General features: G+C 47.3%; 11 protein-coding genes, 1 tRNA gene and 1 pseudogene. 10 read left to right on the top strand and 3 right to left on the bottom strand.

Annotated elements, in window-relative coordinates:
• Positions 1-109 precede the first annotated feature (109 nt).
• The 7 genes from HYU97_09310 to HYU97_09280 all read left to right on the top strand — a co-directional run bounded on the left by HYU97_09310 (position 110) and on the right by HYU97_09280 (position 4,132).
• Positions 110-183 (top strand) — tRNA-Met (locus HYU97_09310).
• A gap of 8 nt (positions 184-191) precedes the next feature.
• Positions 192-1,505, top strand: coding sequence for a ribosome biogenesis GTPase Der (gene der, locus HYU97_09305; GenBank protein MBI2336939.1), 1,314 nt, complete (start codon positions 192-194; stop codon positions 1,503-1,505).
• 366 nt (positions 1,506-1,871) lie between these two features.
• Positions 1,872-2,156, top strand: a complete 285-nt coding sequence (locus tag HYU97_09300; GenBank protein MBI2336938.1) for a type II toxin-antitoxin system prevent-host-death family antitoxin — start codon at positions 1,872-1,874, stop codon at positions 2,154-2,156.
• A gap of 4 nt (positions 2,157-2,160) precedes the next feature.
• Complete coding sequence (locus tag HYU97_09295; protein ID MBI2336937.1) at positions 2,161-2,592, top strand: type II toxin-antitoxin system VapC family toxin; 432 nt, start codon at positions 2,161-2,163, stop codon at positions 2,590-2,592.
• A gap of 8 nt (positions 2,593-2,600) precedes the next feature.
• The gene (locus HYU97_09290; protein MBI2336936.1) at positions 2,601-3,440 is read left to right on the top strand and encodes a YihY/virulence factor BrkB family protein; all 840 of its coding nucleotides are present in this window, start codon (positions 2,601-2,603) and stop codon (positions 3,438-3,440) included.
• A gap of 17 nt (positions 3,441-3,457) precedes the next feature.
• Positions 3,458-3,703 carry a hypothetical protein gene (locus HYU97_09285; GenBank protein MBI2336935.1) on the top strand — a complete coding sequence of 82 codons (246 nt, stop codon included), beginning with the start codon at positions 3,458-3,460 and terminating at the stop codon, positions 3,701-3,703.
• A gap of 3 nt (positions 3,704-3,706) precedes the next feature.
• Positions 3,707-4,132 (top strand): PIN domain-containing protein, encoded by a 426-nt coding sequence (locus tag HYU97_09280; GenBank protein MBI2336934.1) that lies wholly within the window; start codon positions 3,707-3,709, stop codon positions 4,130-4,132.
• Between the two features lie 146 nt (positions 4,133-4,278).
• Here the strand turns inward: HYU97_09280 and HYU97_09275 are convergent, their stop codons facing one another.
• A complete protein-coding gene (locus tag HYU97_09275) occupies positions 4,279-5,040 on the bottom strand; it encodes an alpha/beta fold hydrolase (GenBank protein ID MBI2336933.1) in 762 nt (253 codons plus the stop codon).
• A 394-nt stretch (positions 5,041-5,434) separates the two neighbouring features.
• Between HYU97_09275 and hflB the strand changes: the two genes are divergently transcribed.
• The 3 genes from hflB to HYU97_09260 are packed head-to-tail and all read left to right on the top strand — an operon-like array spanning position 5,435 to position 15,907.
• Entirely contained in the window at positions 5,435-7,198 is a 1,764-nt protein-coding gene (gene hflB / locus HYU97_09270) for an ATP-dependent zinc metalloprotease FtsH (protein MBI2336932.1), read from the top strand.
• Positions 7,199-7,216: 18 nt separating this feature from the next.
• Positions 7,217-10,087, top strand: a complete 2,871-nt coding sequence (locus HYU97_09265; protein MBI2336931.1) for a hypothetical protein — start codon at positions 7,217-7,219, stop codon at positions 10,085-10,087.
• A 3-nt stretch (positions 10,088-10,090) separates the two neighbouring features.
• Positions 10,091-15,907 carry a hypothetical protein gene (locus HYU97_09260; protein ID MBI2336930.1) on the top strand — a complete coding sequence of 1,939 codons (5,817 nt, stop codon included), beginning with the start codon at positions 10,091-10,093 and terminating at the stop codon, positions 15,905-15,907.
• A gap of 230 nt (positions 15,908-16,137) precedes the next feature.
• Here the strand turns inward: HYU97_09260 and HYU97_09255 are convergent, their stop codons facing one another.
• Both HYU97_09255 and HYU97_09250 read right to left on the bottom strand, forming a co-directional pair.
• Positions 16,138-16,392: a hypothetical protein gene (locus HYU97_09255; GenBank protein ID MBI2336929.1), complete on the bottom strand. Its 255-nt coding sequence runs from the start codon at positions 16,390-16,392 to the stop codon at positions 16,138-16,140.
• Positions 16,393-16,559: 167 nt separating this feature from the next.
• Positions 16,560-16,934 (bottom strand): annotated as a pseudogene (locus tag HYU97_09250) (transposase).
• Positions 16,935-17,490: the final 556 nt, after the last annotated feature.

The following is a 17,490-nucleotide window of genomic DNA, read 5'->3' as shown; positions in this document are numbered from 1 at the left end:
CACGTATTTCCATATACGCTCCGGTCGCGTCTTTGCGGGCGCCTTGCATCTGGACCCTTTTTAGAGGTCCCAAAAAATTCAAGTTATTAGAGGTTCTCTAAATTAAAGAGGCGGTGTAGCTCAGTTGGTCAGAGCAGACGATTCATATTCGTCGTGTCCGGGGTTCGAATCCCTGCACCGCTACATTTTTTATGTCCTTTCCTAATAATCCTTTAAAAGTTGTGATCGTGGGTAGGCCCAATGTGGGCAAGTCGACCCTATTCAATCGCATTATTGGTCGCAGGCAGGCCATTGTAGATGATTGGGAGGGGGTGACACGTGATCGCCAATATGGAACCACCGAGTGGAATGGGCGTGGCTTTATGTTGGTAGACACGGGTGGTTATGACCCTATGGGGGAAAGACTTGCCAAAGCAGTGGCCGAGCAAATTCGCGCGGCTTTGGCCGAGGCCAGCCTTGTTCTTTTTGTAGTGGATGGGAAAATAGGCCTTACTAATCGTGAGTTAGAATTTGCCAAGGTGTTACGCAAAACCGGCAAACCTATTTTGTTGGTAGTGAATAAAATCGACCACGAAGGTTTAGAAACTCAAATGCAAGAATTTTTTAAATTGGGTTTTGATCAAGTTTATCCGGTGGCTGCTGAGTCGGGTAGAGGGATAGGGGATTTGCTCGATGCGTTGGTTCTCAAACTGCCTGAACAAGCGAATCAAGCCCAAACAGCCGCTGATATTAAAATTGCGCTGATTGGTCGCCCCAATGTTGGGAAATCTACCCTGCTTAATCAAATGATCGGTGAAGAACGGGCGGTAGTCTTTGATGAACCTGGCACCACCCGAGATCCGCTATCGATTTTCTTAGAATCAGGGAGCAGGCTTTATGAATTGGTCGATACGGCAGGGATTCGGCGAAGAAAACAAACCGAAGGCAAAGTAGAAAAGGTGTCGGTTTTAAAAGCGTTGGGGATGATTGAGAAGAGCCATGTGATTTTGATTTTAGTCGATGCCACCAAACCCATTGAATCTCAAGATCTCAAGGTGATGAACTATGCTTATAAGCAAGGGCGGGGGATGGCGATTCTTTTAAATAAATGGGATTTGGCTTCCAAAGCAAAATTGGCAGTTCTTGAAAAGGAATTTCATGATACCTATGAAACACTCGATTTTGTGCCTATGCTCGCCATTAGTGCGAAGACGGGGTTGAATGTAAATAAAATTTTCCCCATGGTAGAGAAAATTTTTACCAACATGAATCGTCGCATTCCTACCGGGCAACTCAATAAGTTTTTTGAAGCCATTATTGAAACCCATCCGCATCCCACCAAGAGTGGGTTGACCATTAATTTAAAATATATGACCCAAGTGGCGGTGCGGCCGCCGCAGTTCATCGTGTTTTGCAACCACCCCAATAAAATCTTAACCAGTTATATCCGATTTTTAGAAAATCGCCTCCGTGAAGCCTGGGATTTTACCGGCGCACCTTTGCGGATTAATTTTCAGAAGAGTTAAGTTAAAATAAAAATATTGTTTTTTGCTCATTTAGTAGGATGGGCTGAAAAAATTCTAGTGGGTCAATCCATGAAAAACCTATAAATGTGCTTGAATAAGGTATTGCAAGAGAAGGACTCAATCCTTCCATGTTTGCTCGATATTCACAGCTCATCCAACCACCAAAGAATTGTAATAAGCCACCGTTCCAATTGACCCCGCCTCCTATCTGATAACACTCTGTTATTTCCTTGTCGCCTGGGGGTTACGGCCGCCGGACGACACGGACCCCTGGAAGCCTTAAGCCGACTTCGGTAAAACTTTTTAGGTGCGATAAATAAAATAGCTATTGAATCTATAATACAATATAGCTATAGTAGCTATATTATGAGACAGGTTGGTACGGCACATCTTAAAAATCAATTAAGTGCTTATTTGCAGAAAGTAAGGCAAGGCGAACATTTTGTAGTGACCGATCATGGCAAACCCATTGCCCAATTGCTGCCTTTCAATAAAAAAGCCTCCCCCTTAAGTTTAGAAGAAAAGCTGGCCCATTTGGCAGCTTTGGGTGTTCTCAAACTTGCTAAACCTCGCCAGGCGAAGAAAAAGCACTCCAAAATAAAATTAGGGGGAGATATCGCTTCTCGTTATGTCATTGAGGATCGGGAGTAAGGGGATGGCTACCTATTATTTTGATACGAGTGTTTTGGTGAAGCGTTATATTAGTGAAAGTGGTTCTGTAGAAGTCGATCGGCTTTTTCGGGAGGGTTCTATTTTTACTTCGGTGCTTACCTACGCTGAGATTTTTTCTACTTTTTATCGACTCCATCGCGAAGGATTCCTCGATGCCAAGCAGTTAAAGACTCAGGTTTTGGCTTTTGAAAGGGATTGGCAAGCCATCCACGTTTTAGAATTAACTTTTGATGTATTAACTTTAATACCGGAACTTTTTAAGAGGTATGCTCTGCGGGGTGCTGATGGGGTTCATCTTGCAACAGCACTTTTTTTAGAAGAGAAAGAAATTGAAATGAAATTTATTGCCTCGGATTTAAGACTTATTCAAGCTGCAAAACAAAGTGGTTTGCGAATTATTAATCCTACGGTATAACTGTTTTCATGGGCAAGACACCCAATCTATTCATCACTCTTGGGGGCTTTTTAAAAAAAGTAGGGCAGAAGTTTTTGAGCGATGATGGCTTTACCCTCAGCGCGGCGCTTTCGTTTTATGCGATTTTTTCTTTGGTTCCTTTAACGCTTATTATCATTTCGGTGTTTGGGCATTATTTGGGGCAATCGGATGCCTTGTTTAATCAGATCATTGTGTGGATTGGGGAGACTTTGCCCAATTTACAGCCCGAGTTTGTGGAATTTCTTAAAAGCCTGGTGAGTAAGAAATTTACGCGTGGGTGGATTGGTTTAATAGCGCTTATTTTTATTGCCTCGTTACTTTTTAGCAACATCGAGCATGCCTTAGAAAAAATATTTTCCTCTCACAAAAAGCGCAATTTTTGGCATTCAACACTCTTTTCGATTGGGCTAACTTTTTTAACCTGCATTTTATTTTTTGTTCCAACCTTTGGGGCCTTTATTGTTAAAATGGTCGAAGGTTTTGGGGTGCAAATCCCGGTGCAAACTATTTTTCAAGGGAAGCCCTTCTTTTTATTTTCTCACTTTTTTCTATTTGTGATGGCCCTTTGGATCATCCCTCGCACCAAAATTCATTGGCGGTCTAAACTCATAGGCGCTGCGATTTTTAGCTTGATGAGTCTATTAGCCAGAGAGGTTTTTAAAATTTATGTGGTGGTGAGCTTTGACCGCTTTCATTTCATTTATGGCTCGTTGGCGTTACTTGTTTTACTCATCTTGTGGATTTATTATTTAGCTATGCTTTTTTTATCGTGTGCTGAGTTGGTGAGTGTGTTGGAGAGGAAACAGCTCTTGACAAAAAGTACTTAAAGGAGCACTCTTTTCGTATGAATACAGTGACGTTAAAAGATCTAAAAGAAGACCTTTCTTCTTGGGCCGAAAAGGCTGCCAAAGGCGAGATCATCCATGTAACCAAATATAACCGACCCTATATCGTATTGGCCCCTAGCAACCCGAAGGGATTGCATGTGGGTTCGCGGGTGGGGAAGGGGCGTTTTGTGACGGTAGTTAAAAGGAGGGGAGTGGGAAAGTTGGCCTTGAAGGCCTTGCAGGAAGATCGTGAAGAAAACTAATCCATGAATGAAACAAGAGTGTATATTGACACCTCGGCTTATTTTGCGATGCTAGTTGGGGAAAGGCGCGGCGTCGAAATCAAATCCTTTTTGATTGGCAAGGTTGTGTGTTCTAGTATCTTGCTGCTTTTGGAAGCAGAAAGAAATTTAGTGCGGTTAAGCCGAGAAAAAAAACTTCGTCCTGATGAATATGCAAATTCTATGGTACAGCTTAAGGAAGATCGGGAACTTTTTTTACTTAAAGACGTGAGTGTAGAGCTTTGTTTGACCAACCTTTTTCCACCTGTTCAAATTCCTAAAACCAATGACCTCATCCATCTACGAACTGCGCTCTGGTTTCGAAATAACGGAGGATTAGATATCTTTGTCACCTTAGATGAAAACCAAAAGAGAGCAGCTATTGATTTTGGCCTACAAGTTTTTACGTGATTATTAGACCTCTTGCAGAACCGTTGCGAGCGACCCAAGGACAAGGCGGGTCGGGGCCCCAAAACCGGAGCGTATATGGAAATACGTGAGGATTTTGGGGTGACCCAACGAAGTCATTGGGTCGCGTAGTAGGTTATGCAAGAGGTCTATTTTTTTATTTTCAGTTTGAGGGCTTGGCGAATGACGCGGTAGGATTTTTTGGTGATGAGAAAATCGGTGTGGCCTTGGTCGGGGATTTCGAGATTATGCACGTTGGGGTTGCCTTTGGGGTCAAGCACGGCCGAGGGGTAGATGGCGAAAGGGTCTTCTTTAGAGTAGATCGAAACAATTTTAATACCACGTGGCCAAGGGGTGTGGTTTAATTCTTTGATAAATTTTGAAGCCGGGGTCATTTGTAAAAGGCTTTTTGAAAACAAACCTAATAAAGTAAAATAACCCAAGAACGCCCAAGGTGAACCATTGTGTGGTGTGCCCAGTGTGATAAGACATTGCGTAAATTTAGCCCCACCATATTTTTTTACATAACAACGACCAATCAAGCCACCTTTGGAATGCCCAATGATGGTTAGTTTTTCTTTGATTTTATATTTGGCATAAAGGCGTTTGACTTTTTTGGCCACGAAACGGGCTGATTCGTTAATCGGGTCGGTATTAAATGTGTCGGCTAGCCCACCCAGATGCAGCGTGAAGATGCTGTAGCCGTCCATGCGCAAACGATTTTCCAAAATTTGAAAAACCCTGCGTGTAGCGGCCAGCCCGTGCAAGAGCAAGATGGGTTTGCTCATTCGATTAAAATCGGTGATGCGTTCAACGCGGTTACCTTCAGCAGCAAACTTTAAATAAAGCAGGGTATTTTCGGTGTTGCGTTTGAGCTTACGTAAGAAACGCCTCATAGCATGAATGGCCATATGGGGACCTCTAAAAACGACCCATCTGCAGAGCCTGTCCAGAGCGTAAGCGAAGGATTGCCCGCAAAGCCGTGATCCTCACGCATTTCCATATACGCTCCGGTCGCGTCTTTGCGGGCGCCTTGTACCTGGGCCCTTTTTAGAGGTCCCCACAAATCCAAATTACCAAAGGTGCACATACTTGACTTATATTGTGCGGGGATTGACGCTAAGTGTCAAGTATCTGCTTGCGTATCGCTATAATATATGATGAAAATTACCCATGGTTGCAAAGGTTCCGAAAAAAGAAAATGCGCCAGATAAAAATGGGGAAAATGGTGGTCAAAAGAAAAAACCAGGTTTTAATCCCTTAGCCTTGGTGATTGCACTTTTTATATTGGCTATCTTCCATAACATGCTTAACTCGATGAATTCAGCGGGGGGGCTTAGCTATAATGAATTTGTCGATCAAATTAAATTAGGCAATGTAGAAGAAGTAGAAATTTCCGACGTGTTTATCCGTGGGCAGTTTAAACAAAATTCGCCACCCACTAATGAACAAGGGCGCAAATTTAATTTGGTGAAGGTAGAAGATGAAAACTTGGTGCCACTGTTAGCAGCCAACAAAGTTAAGTTTAAAGGCGTGATAGAAAATACCTGGCTCAAAGATATTTTGTTTGCGTGGGTCATTCCTTTGGGGATTTTATTTTTACTGTGGAGCTTTGTGTTGAAGCGGTTCAGCCCGGGCTCAGGTATTATGGGCATTGGCAAAAGCCGGGCCAAACTCGCGGCACAAAAAGATATTAAAGTTACTTTCAAAGATGTGGCTGGGATTGATGAAGCTCGGGGCGAACTCGAAGAGTTGGTAGAATTTTTAAAAACCCCGGAGCGTTTTAAACGTTTGGGTGGAAAAATCCCCCGCGGTGTTTTGTTGGTGGGCGCACCTGGCACCGGTAAAACTTTATTGGCTAAGGCCTTGGCCGGAGAAGCGGGCGTGCCTTTTTATTCGATCAGCGGGAGCGATTTTATCGAAATGTTTGTGGGGGTGGGGGCCAGCCGGGTGCGGGATCTTTTTGCCAGCGCGAAAAAAAGTGCCCCGTGTATTGTATTTATTGATGAGATTGATTCGATTGGTCGGGCGCGTTCGGTGGGGGTTGCCGGCACTCATGAAGAGCGCGAACAAACTTTAAATCAGTTGTTAGCCGAAATGGATGGCTTTGAACCCAATCAAGGGGTGATTGTGGTGGCGGCTACCAACCGGCCAGAAATTTTAGACCCGGCACTGTTAAGGCCCGGGCGTTTTGACCGCCATATTTCCATTGCAAAACCCGACATTAAAGGTCGGCATAAGATATTAGAAGTTCATACCAAGGCGGTGAGCTTGGATCCCGATGTCAACTTGGAAGTAGTCGCCCAACGCACCGCAGGTTTTGTGGGGGCTGATCTGGCTAACATTGTGAACGAAGCGGCGTTACTAGCTGGGCGCAAGGGCAAGTTAAAAGTAGGCATGCAAGAATTTGAGGTGGCCATTGATCGGGTGATCGCAGGCCTTGAAATGAAAAGCAAGGTGATGACGAAAAAAGAAAAAGAGATCACCGCCTATCACGAATCGGGGCATGCCATTGTGGCCATGAATGTGAAACATGCCGACCCGGTGCATAAAGTTTCGATCATTCCTCGTGGGATAGGCGCTCTGGGCTTCACTTTACAGCTACCCACCGAAGATCGCAATATGATGACTTTGTCGGAATTGCTCGACCGCTTGGCCGTGCTTTTGGGCGGGCGCATTGCCGAAAAGATTGTGTTTAACGAAATCTCTACCGGTGCTGAAAATGATTTGAAACGGGCCACTGAGATTGCCAAGAGCATGGTGAAAGATTATGGCATGAGCGAACGGATGGGGCTGGTGACCTATGAGCGCGACCGTCGGCCGATGTTTTTAGACCCCGGCATGCAATTGGGGAGTAGCAAAGATTACAGCGAGGCCACCGCTCGCGAGATCGATTTAGAAATCAAGAGCATCCTAGACGACACCGAAAAACGGGTGTTTGAACTCTTAAAAGATAAGCGCGATCAGCTCAACGCCCTCGCCACACGATTACTTGAAAAAGAAGTGGTCGAAAAAGATGAAATAACGCAACTAATCTACCCGCCCCGCGATACAATCGCAACTCTATAAAACAACAAGGATTCTAGCATGGTAGCTGGGCTCAACGCCACTGGCCCAAACGGGGCTCCCAGTGTAGTGCCAAATCAAGATAGTTTAGTTTATTGGACGGACGCCCTTCGTTTGCGGCTCGTGTTCAACCTTTATGTGGCAGCAAGCCGCACCGACCCTACGGCCGAATTGCCCCCCATTCTCCAAAAATTTAAGGCTGTTTTAGGTCAGTCTCGCAATTTATCCGAGGCCTACTTTTTCTTAGGCGAGGGGGGCAAGGGGGCCCTGCTTGGGTTAGTGGGCAAACAGTGTTTTAGGGTTTTTACTGAGATCGGTTCTAATTCAACCCCCGAAATTAATGTGAATGCCTTAACGGCTCTGGCCCACGACCTGGTTTTAGGTGGCCAGCGCGATCGGGCTGCAGCGATTTTGCAAGTGGCTGAAAGTTTGGCCAAGGGTTTGCCCGGTGTGGTGCCGGGTCTGGCTAACGAAGGGCGCCGAGCGTTGCAAGATGCAGTGCTGGGGGTAGGCAATTCATTGCCGCGCTTGGTCTTAAATGCATCGGTGTTACCGCAAGAGGTGTTTACCCCTGAAGTGGTGGTGCCTTTATTCCTCACCGGCATGGGGTCGCTGGGCGTGCGTTGGGGCACCATGAAAGTTTTAGATAAGTTTACCAAGGTGCGTGGTTTTGGCGCCAAGGCCACCACAGCGGGCGTTGTTTTTGGAGCGCAGGCGCCCATGTATACGGCCTTTCATCACGGGATGCTAAAATTTGAAGACAAGCCCACCGGCAATTTCGGGGCTGAGATGGCGTCGGCTTATGTTGATTTTGCTTGGTTTGGCGTGGCGGGCGCGGTGGGGAAGGGCTTGGTGGCGCGAGGCTTGCAATTCCCAGTTACCCCGTCACGGTTGTGGTGGGGGATGCCTCAGATGGATTGGGGTTCTAGGCTCGCTTTGGCTGGGGTACCCCTTGCCCTGCAATATGTGGCTTTAGGCTATTCGCAAGACACTCAAAATGCGTTCGGTTTAGCCCCCACTTTACAAGCGGGTGCGACCGATGGTGTTGATAGATTAACGGCCCTAGCGCGAATGCATCTAGGTTTGTCGGGGGCTAATTTAGCGGGTCGTGTTGTTTTGCCGAAAGTTGGGATCAATCTCTACGAAAGAAATTTAAAACTCGAACAACGGCTAGAATTTTATGGAAAGATCCCACTCCCACCAGCTTATCCTTTTGATGGGGCCTTTAATGCACCTTCGATTACAGGGATTCCAGAAACCTGGGAGCATACTTTCGGTAGTGGTTTGCGTACGGCACGTCAAGTTCGCACAACCCGCGACATGGTAAACGCCATGGTTGAAGATGGGATTAAACCCATGTTTGGTGAATCAAACATGGATGCCGTTTTCGGTTATGGCAGTTTTCAAGAATTTGGTGGGCGCACGGGTTTAAAGACTGAGGCCTTAATTCGAAAATCAGATATTGGGAATGTCCCCGATTTTTTGGTGGTGGGGAATGCTGAGGCGGCTGCTAAGCACCTAGCAAAGGTTTGGCATTTTTCCGATGCAGAGCGGGCTTCGTTGTTAAAACATATGGCATACAAGCCCACCGGGGCAAGACAAGGGGCGGTATTTTTCAATACAGATTTATTGATTCCTGAAATGGGCCCCGTGCCCCTTAAAGTATCGTTTGTTAGCCGGGAGTTGTTTCATGCTATCGAAGTGGTGGGTGATAAGGCCAGGGCTCGGGTTGAATATAGTGGAGCGAGGCTTGCCGATGCTACGGGCGATGCTCTCCTATGGGTTAGCCCACGAAATCATGAGAACCCTCGGTTAGAGATTAGGATTAGAGGGCAACTGAACGACGTAAGGGCCACCATGATGGACTTGGCTTATAAGGCCATTGCCCCGGGCGTGGGTAGCTACCTTAGGCCTTCACGATGGGCGGCCCTTGCGCAGCCCCAGTATACTGGCGAAGACCTGGCACGAAGGTTCTTTGTTCAAAAATATCGTCCGACGTTATTTCGCGTCATGGAAAATGGCCCAGGGTCTTTCAACAAAGGGCATCAGAGTTTTGATGGGGTGCCCGCCAAAGGTGATAAACCTGCCAAGCCTGGCCGTAAAGATATCGTTCGCCCCATTATGCAAGACACATTGATAGAATTTGCCAGAACTCATCCCCATCTTCAACTTACCTATCAAGGGCGTAGGATTGAGCCCCATGAGATTACGGTTGGAAATGTGTACGATGTAGTATTTCAAGAACCGAGCGGTGGTTTTAAAACAGCGTGGCAGCATAGCAAGGCCTATTGGGGAGAAGCCCCACGGTTTGCTGCCTTGAATGCACGCAGTACCGGTTCGCTTATTTCCCATGCTTGGCCGGTTGATAAAATGTCGCGGCGTTTTTATAACCTCACCCACGCTGAATACGCAGGTAGAAAGGCTAGAAAATTTACTGGTATTGAAAAGGCAAAAACTCCGCAAGATCTTAAGCCATGGCAGCGTTTTGTGGTTGGTTTGTTAGTAGCTCCAAGAAATTTGCCCGGCCCGATTGGTAATTTGGCTAGGGCGCCCAAGGCAATATTGGCGGGGATTGGCTTAAGTAAAATCCAGTTAGATTCGGTGGGGTATCCTGTTTACTATTCAACCTTGTTACCCCTGGCCAATAAATTGTTTGCAGAGGGGAAAATCACCGAGGCTCAGCATCGTGTCTTAACGGATTGGATTGTGGGTGACCCTAGGTTGACTCAATTAAAAGATCATGCGCTGTTAGAAACATTACGTCCAACCTTAAACAAGGCAGACGATCTTGATGCAAGGGGTGCAGCACAGGCATTTTTAAAGGCACTACCTTATGGGATGTTAGAACCTGAATCACAAAGTTTTATTAGTCAACATGTAACGGGAGAGTAATTTATGCCAGGTCCAGGTGAGATTAAAGCAGCAGGTGCAGCAGGAGCGAGTGCGGCTGGGGATGCAGTACCAGCCGTTGGTGGTGGGGGTACACCTCCGACAACGGGTGGGGTTGTTCCTGGCTCTAGCGCCTTTAGTTTGGCCAAGCTCAATGCCATTCGTGGGATTTGGCAAGCGCCGGCTGGTGCCAACGCGCCGCTTGCGGGGAATTATGTCCCCTATGGTTATGAGCCGCTAGCCTATGAACGACCTATTGAGCAGGGCATGTTGATTGGCGGTTATGGGGTGGGGTCGGAACGCGAGTCCCATGTTTGGCTAAGCGATATTGTTCCCTATGCCCGGGGTGAGCTTAAGGGCAAAGCCGTTTTAAATCCCTTATTGCGTGGGGTGCATCCTTCTAAATTTGTTTTGCCGGTCAATGGAGTGCCGCTGCTTGCCTTTCAAATGATGAATATGCTTCAGGCCGGGCAAAAGTGGGTTTCGGTGGTGGGCACGCCCGATTCGAAACCCGTCTTTGATGCATTCTTAAAAGTTTTTGCACCAGAAATTCAGCAAGCGGGCATTACCTTTCACTTTGAGCCTGATCGTAGTGGCATTGCTTTAAATTTATCGAACATCTTAACCGAACGCCAACCTGCTAAAGTGGTGGTGGGGGGGGGAGCTGATATCGAAGGCAGTGTACGACGCTTTTTAACAAGTCACGCCGATACCATTAGCCGCAGTGGTTTAGAATTTTCTTTTTTCACCGATCCTCAAGCAGCCATTACCCATGCTAGCGAACAGGTGGGAAAAGGGGCAAAAGAAGTTATTTTTGTGGGTGCGGCTAAATTGGCCCCCCGGGTTGAGGGCATGCGGGATGCCATGCTGCCCATTCACCCCAATCTTAATATTCAACATTATTCTTTATCTCCTAGCTCAGAAGCCGTGTTGGGTGGCATGCAAAAGATTTTGAATAGTCGAAAGTCTGCCAAGGTGGCCGTGGTGAATTACGAAGAAGCTCGCCCTGATTTTGATCAATTTATGGACGAGCAGGGGGTCAGGGCTCGTGAGCAAGGGGTGGACATAAAATATTTTAGCGATTCTAAACAGGCCATTGCGTGGGCCACCGAAGACCTGGCCAACAATGGGCATCAGGTTATCATTTTGGGCGACAAGCGAATTCAAGGCGAAGTGGCTGAGTTAAGAAGAATCAATCCACAATACAAAGACATTATTACCTTTCGACGTTTGGGTGGCATGACCGACAATTTAGCCGCGGCTATGAGGTCCCTACCGCGGAGTAAAGGCCCTAAGGTAGTGTGGGCGCAATCCGATACGCCATTTATCGATGTCCGACGCATTGCCAGCTCTCCTGACAGGTGGGCAGGCGATTATGTGCTGGGTGCCAATGTGCGTGGGTCTATGACTCACAATTATTCTAAAAATTTTCACTTTATTGCTAGGGATCGCGATGGTGGCTCGCATCCTGGGAAAGAGGGCAACATTTTTAGTCTTAATTCCGATATCCGTCGAACCCCCCTTGGGCCTTTGGAGGCGTTGTTTGCCAGTCGCAAATCTTTTGGTAAGGCGGCAGGGAGCCGAGTCGGTTTGGTAGCAGGGCTTTTGTTGGGGGTGCGCAACTCTGTGTCAGGGCAATGGCAATTGCCGCCGCTGCTCAATCCTGCTGTTCTAGGAGATGCGACGGTATTTGTGGGGGGAGGCTTGGCGAGAAGCGCCCCCTTTTTATGGCGTCGTTATGTTAGCAAAACCGCTTGGAGGGGGTTGCCGGTTCCCCGTTTCAGTCTTCACCAAGAAACGGGCGAGAGTTTATTTTGTCATGTTTTGGGTTTAAACCCCTCTTTGAGCTACGGCATGGGTCATACCGACCCCGGTGGCGTGCTCGATATTGATGGGTTTAACGATTATGCCCTCGCCCAATACGCCATGGCGACGGCTGAAGATCCTAGCCGCATTTATCCCTATTGGAATTTGCTCAAACGTTTTGCGGATGATCCTAGTGGCATGAGGGCCGTAGAGGCAGCTAATCCACAACTTACGCAGGCGGCGATTACCCAGCGCTTTAATAACTTTTACCTTCGCCTTTATCACACCTTACAGGTGAGTTTTAAATTTGTGCCTGTGGCCCCTGAAAAGACAGGGCATTCCAAAGGCCGGGTTTTATTGCCTCAAGCGATGGATGCTTTTTTGGCAAGGTCGGGGTTGGGGGAACACCCCACTCATGTTTTCGTCGTTGCCCCCACAAGTTATCGAGCGGATGTAACCGAGTTTGTTACAGATAATGAGGCAAGTGCCACTGCTAAAAAAGTCCATTTTCATTATGTCACCGATGCTTGGGAGGCCTTGCATGAGGCGCAACAACTCATTGATGGTGGCCAAGTTCGTGAGGCCGATAACACCCTCTATTTTCTGGGTGAGGTGCGGCGGCGTCATACCGTCAAAAAACTTGGGTTTGCTGTTGAAGAGGGGCCGTTGGTTGATGTTGCTTGGGAGTTAGGTCAAAAAGGGGTGCAAGACATTGCTGGGATCGATGCCAACAAATTAAAGGCTGCGGCTGTTGACCCTGACTTGTTGCCATTTTCGTCGGACGGGCAATTAAACGCAGAGCTGTTGCAAAGGATTTACCCCGGTGATCAATTAAAATATTTAGCCTTAGCCCACGAGGCCCATCATCATCGTCGCGAACATGCTCAAGGGCTTTTTGGTAACTTTGAAGCGGCACGAGAGAGCACTCAACTTATTGTTGCTCAAGATCATTTGGGTGATCGCAATGTTTATGCAGCGGCCGTTAGTGCAAAATATAATACTCAAGCCTTGCAAGCCGTGTATCAAGTGCTGGGCGTTTATCCTGATTTTTCCCAATCCCAGATCATTGGTTGGGATTTTGGTCAACTGCGCACTCATTTAGTAGAGGGCTTGAAAAAACAATTGGGTGAAGGGCAAACCGAATTGCTTGAACAAGCCACCCAGGCCATTGACCACGCCCTCACAAATAATGAAGACTCACCCCTGCGGCGAATTTTTTTAGGGCTTAAGGCCTGCGAGGTCATTCGGCGCTCTCCAGAAAATTTAAGCCCAACCGAATTCCGAGAACTTTATCCTAAGCTTAAATACCACATGGCGGCAGGGGCCGAAGCGGCTAAAGTCTTGGGAAAAGTGGGCAAACCACTAGCAGCGCATTTTAGGCAAAACCTGGTGCAACTCGATCGGACTTATGTGCGCAAAACCGGCGAGGCCTTGCCGGTGGTGACCATTAATCCAAACGAAGGTCGTATGGCCTCCAGTTCGCCAACTCCTACCCGCACCGATAATCGAGGTTTTCGTATTGTCCCCTCGCCGGCGCTTGATGCTGGTGCAGTAGCCAGAGCGGTGACTGCAAGAACAGCATTTGAGAGTACTCGCCGTGCCACACAAAGTATTATTCAAGATCAAGACCGTCATGCGGCCCGGGATGAGGCCCCCACTTTAATTAGTCGGGGTCATTTAGAATATCGCCATGCGGCCAAAAGGCTATGGCCAGCGCGAGCCTTAGATCATCTCTTTCGAACCGTCTCAGCAGAAATTGGTACGGCTAGCCATGTGGGTTGGAATTTTACGGCTTTCAACGACAAGATTAAAACTTCGGCAAGGACAGATTCCGCAATGACACCTATTGCAGGCCAAGTTGATGATTTGGCAGACCTTCAATCTAATCGCGATACTCCTTATCGGCGTTTAACCTTAGGGATGACTGCGGCTAACTATGTTCTAAACGATTGGCAGAAATTGAGACCAGCCGAACTGCGTGCCCTATACCCTGAGTTAAAATATCATTTAATGAATGCCCAAGAAGTGGCAGGTTTGTGTGGTCAAGAGGTCGATCGGCAGGCATTGCGGGATTATTTTGCAGGGCAAATTCAGGTGCTTGATAACCATTACAAATCTGCCCTTAAAGAAACCCCGCCTGAATTTGATTACGACTTTCAAGAAAATCGGCTTAGCAATGTTCGTGGTGGGGCAAGAATTAAAGAAGTGCTGCATCGTACCACCAACGTGGTGCAAGATTCACCCTATTATTTACCCACCGACGTAGCGGCCTTTGCTCGTAATGTTGGCATCATGGAAAGTCGCATTCCTCATTTACTGGCCCGCGCGGCCAATGTGCAGAATGAGCGCGAGCTGGCCAAGATTGTCAACCAACCCATGACGCTCGAGAGGCTCAACCTTTGGGTGCAGAGCGATGATGGCCAAACTTGGCTTAACTCCGAGGCGGCAGCTCCCTTGCGGGATAATTTTAAAAATCGGGTGATGGATTTGGGGCCTGGTTTAGCCGGTTCAATTTTATCGCTCATTCCCTTAGAATACTTGGCCGACATTTTGGGCCTCGACCCTAGTTTGAACCGCGAAGAACGTTTCTTGCTTATCGTGACTGCAGGCCACTATATTGGCCGGGCCGCCCAAGGCACCTGGGCCGTTTATACGAATCGAAAAATTTTAGGTGCACCTTTTGATTTTGTCACCCGTTCTAATACGGTTGAATTAACCCATCGCCCTTTTCAATACATCTTTCAAGCTCGCCACACCATGAGGCATGCCATCTCGGCTAGCGTGACTCGCAATTTTGGTTTTGAAGGGCCAGGCACTGCCCGGCACTTAGGATATCCACGTTATGTGGCGCGCGCGGCAGCTAAAGCAACCTGGGAAACTTTAAAGGTGCCAGGTCGTACTTTTTGGAATATGGGGCCGGGGCTAGCCTCGAGTGCGGGTTTGGATTATTTGTTTGGCGATGGTTTAGGTGAGCCAGGTTCGAAGGCACGCGAGCGCTTTCGTTTCATCAGTTTTTGGGCACCTGAAATGCATCAAATGGTTTTTGGCAACCGTGGCACCTATCTCTTTCGCACCAAGGTTGCCAGGGTTGGTGCCAGGGCCGTTGCTGGTTTATTCTTGGCCGATATGGGGTGGCACCTTTATCAACGTTTGGCCAAGGGTGGGGAAGAGTCAGAATATGCAGCCTTGGTCAATGCCGAGGCTCAAGGCTTAAAAAATAAAATGGAAGAGCGCAGTAAGCTTGCTATGGCTGGGCAGGGTTTGATGCCTACAGTATCTGCTTATCTAGATGTGGGTGACGATGCCGATGCTTATCGGCAAAAAGTTTTGGCCAATCACGACAAGGCGTGCCGTGAGGTGCGAGAGGCGTTGGTAGCCAAGCTTAAGCTAGATGTCTTGATGGGTGAACCCGGCGACATAAATAATCCTAAATTTTATCAACAGGTGACTTTAGGTGCTTTGCTTTCACGGGGGCGTTTGTCGAGCCTTGGAGAAAGGGTGCAGCTTTATTTACAAGGCAATCCTCCCCAAGAAGCCGAGGCCCCCGATGCCTTGGTTACCCGCGTGATCAATGCCTTCCCCCACGATCATCTAGGTGTTTCAGAAGTGATGACTGTTTTAGCCAAAGTTGAGTTGGCTCATTTACAAGAAGGGGTTAAAAGTGTGTATGGCATTTTGCGCCCAGAAAATGAAAGTTTGCGTAAACTTTTTGACGAAAACGGAAGGTTGCGTGCTGGCCAGGAGAGCGAACTGTTAGCCCTGGTGATGGGAAAGCCCGATGCTCCGGCTGCTGAAGCAGAAATATTAAAGGTCAGAAAAACAGCTCTGGTAATGCGTTTGCTGGCTGCTCAAGACACACAAGTCGGCGTGTCACCTCGCTTACTTGCCTTGGGGCAGCAAGTGGGGGTTTTAGATGCGAAGGGTGAGTTTATTGAAGATGGGCATGTAAAAGCGGTGATCGCCTTTCATCAACAATCAAAATTGCAAGGCATTTTAGCCAAAGCTTTTCGCAGTTAAGAACTATTTCCCAATTCATTTACAATTATCCCCATGTCTTTTCGGGTCGGCTTAAGGAGGGCTTCTGTCATTGCGAGGAGTCTGCGACGAAGCAATCTCCTCGGTTTAACCGGTGAGATTGCCACGCCCGTTGGGCTCGCAATGACAGCATTTATATTACCCTCCTACGTCCGCCCTCCTGCGCTGAAAGGCTCTCCCTTGGCCTCTCCCTACCTCGAAAAGACTTCTTCTCAAATATTTGCAGAGATATAAAAAGTTTTACTGAAGGGGGCTGAGCTAGAACCTGTAGCACATCTATGAAAAAGCCGGTCAAGAGAAAAAAGCTTCCCCCTGTCAAAAAAAAACACTTTTTTGACCGCGCGTCCATGACGTTGCAAACCAAGCACTAAACACCGGCTCAACATGAAAACATTTTTTTGCATAACTTCTGATTCAAGCATTTCTCTTTCATGATCTTTAACTGAGATTCGAACATCTTCATTCATCTATCTGGCTCTTTGAAGAGCATGATCATTTCGAGATATGGATGAGGGCGGATCAACCAGGAGTATGGATCTTTATGATCATCGCGCTAATTGGATCTCGTCCCTCGCTCAAGAGGATTGCCAAAACCAGGTCGAAAAATGTTCGCCTGCCTTCCGGTCAACCCTACTTAAGGTCGAATCTGTTTTAAAGCATCATCTTTATAATCATCTTGATATTTTCTCCCCGTTTTCCAAACGGCCAACGACAAACTTGCAATCTTACGACAAACCGCATTGTAGGCCGCATGTGCGTCACAACCTTTGGACATTAGTCGGTCATAATACTTTCTTAAACCCGATTGCCCACGTATCACCGTATGTCCCGCCATCCGAAAAACACATTTTAATGTTGAATTTCCTCGGGCTCGCCGTTGCCCATAGGAAATCCCATCACTCTCCCGGGGATGTTTCACTAATCCACAATATGAAAAAAATTTGTACTTGTCTTCAAATCGGTGCGGACTCACCACGATAGCCACAATCTTGCAAGCCTGGATGGTCCCCTGCCCTTATCAGGCAGGTTCTTTTTATGCATGATCAAAGCTCTAGAATCCGGGAAGCCCTAAAGCAACCTGGATTCTGGACTTTGGTTCTCTTTTTTTCTTACCCGCCCATCTCATTCAAACTGAAACAACCAGTCTCATAGAGAGTGGAATGCAACAATTCCACTCGATCCGTCTTCGGCCCTTCGCTCAATAAACGATTCCTCACCGGATCACACACGATCAGTTCATCCACCTCCGGTCGCAAAAGGGAATATAACCATCGCGATAAATTGGTCTCCTCAATTACCAACTTCTTTTCCCCCTTCATCTCGCGAAAATACGAAACCAATTTGGCACCGTTTGTCTCTATGGTCTTGGTATCCATTGACTTACCCACTTCATTGATTACATGAAAAGTACAACTTGATATGTGAGCATCACATCCAATATAGTTTGTAGCATAGTTCATACAGCACGTTCCTTTCTGAGGTTTAAGGTTATGTCCCTTACGGGACTTTTAAAACCTTATGATCCTCGAGATCTCAAAAGGTCTAGCTCTTTAAGAGCTTCTTGG

This window comes from Deltaproteobacteria bacterium (assembly GCA_016183235.1).
In the GTDB taxonomy this organism is placed as follows: Bacteria; UBA10199; UBA10199; order DSSB01; family JACPFA01; genus JACPFA01.
The sequence above is the reverse complement of the archived record's forward strand: the minus strand, read 5'-3'. Positions and strand labels throughout refer to the sequence as shown.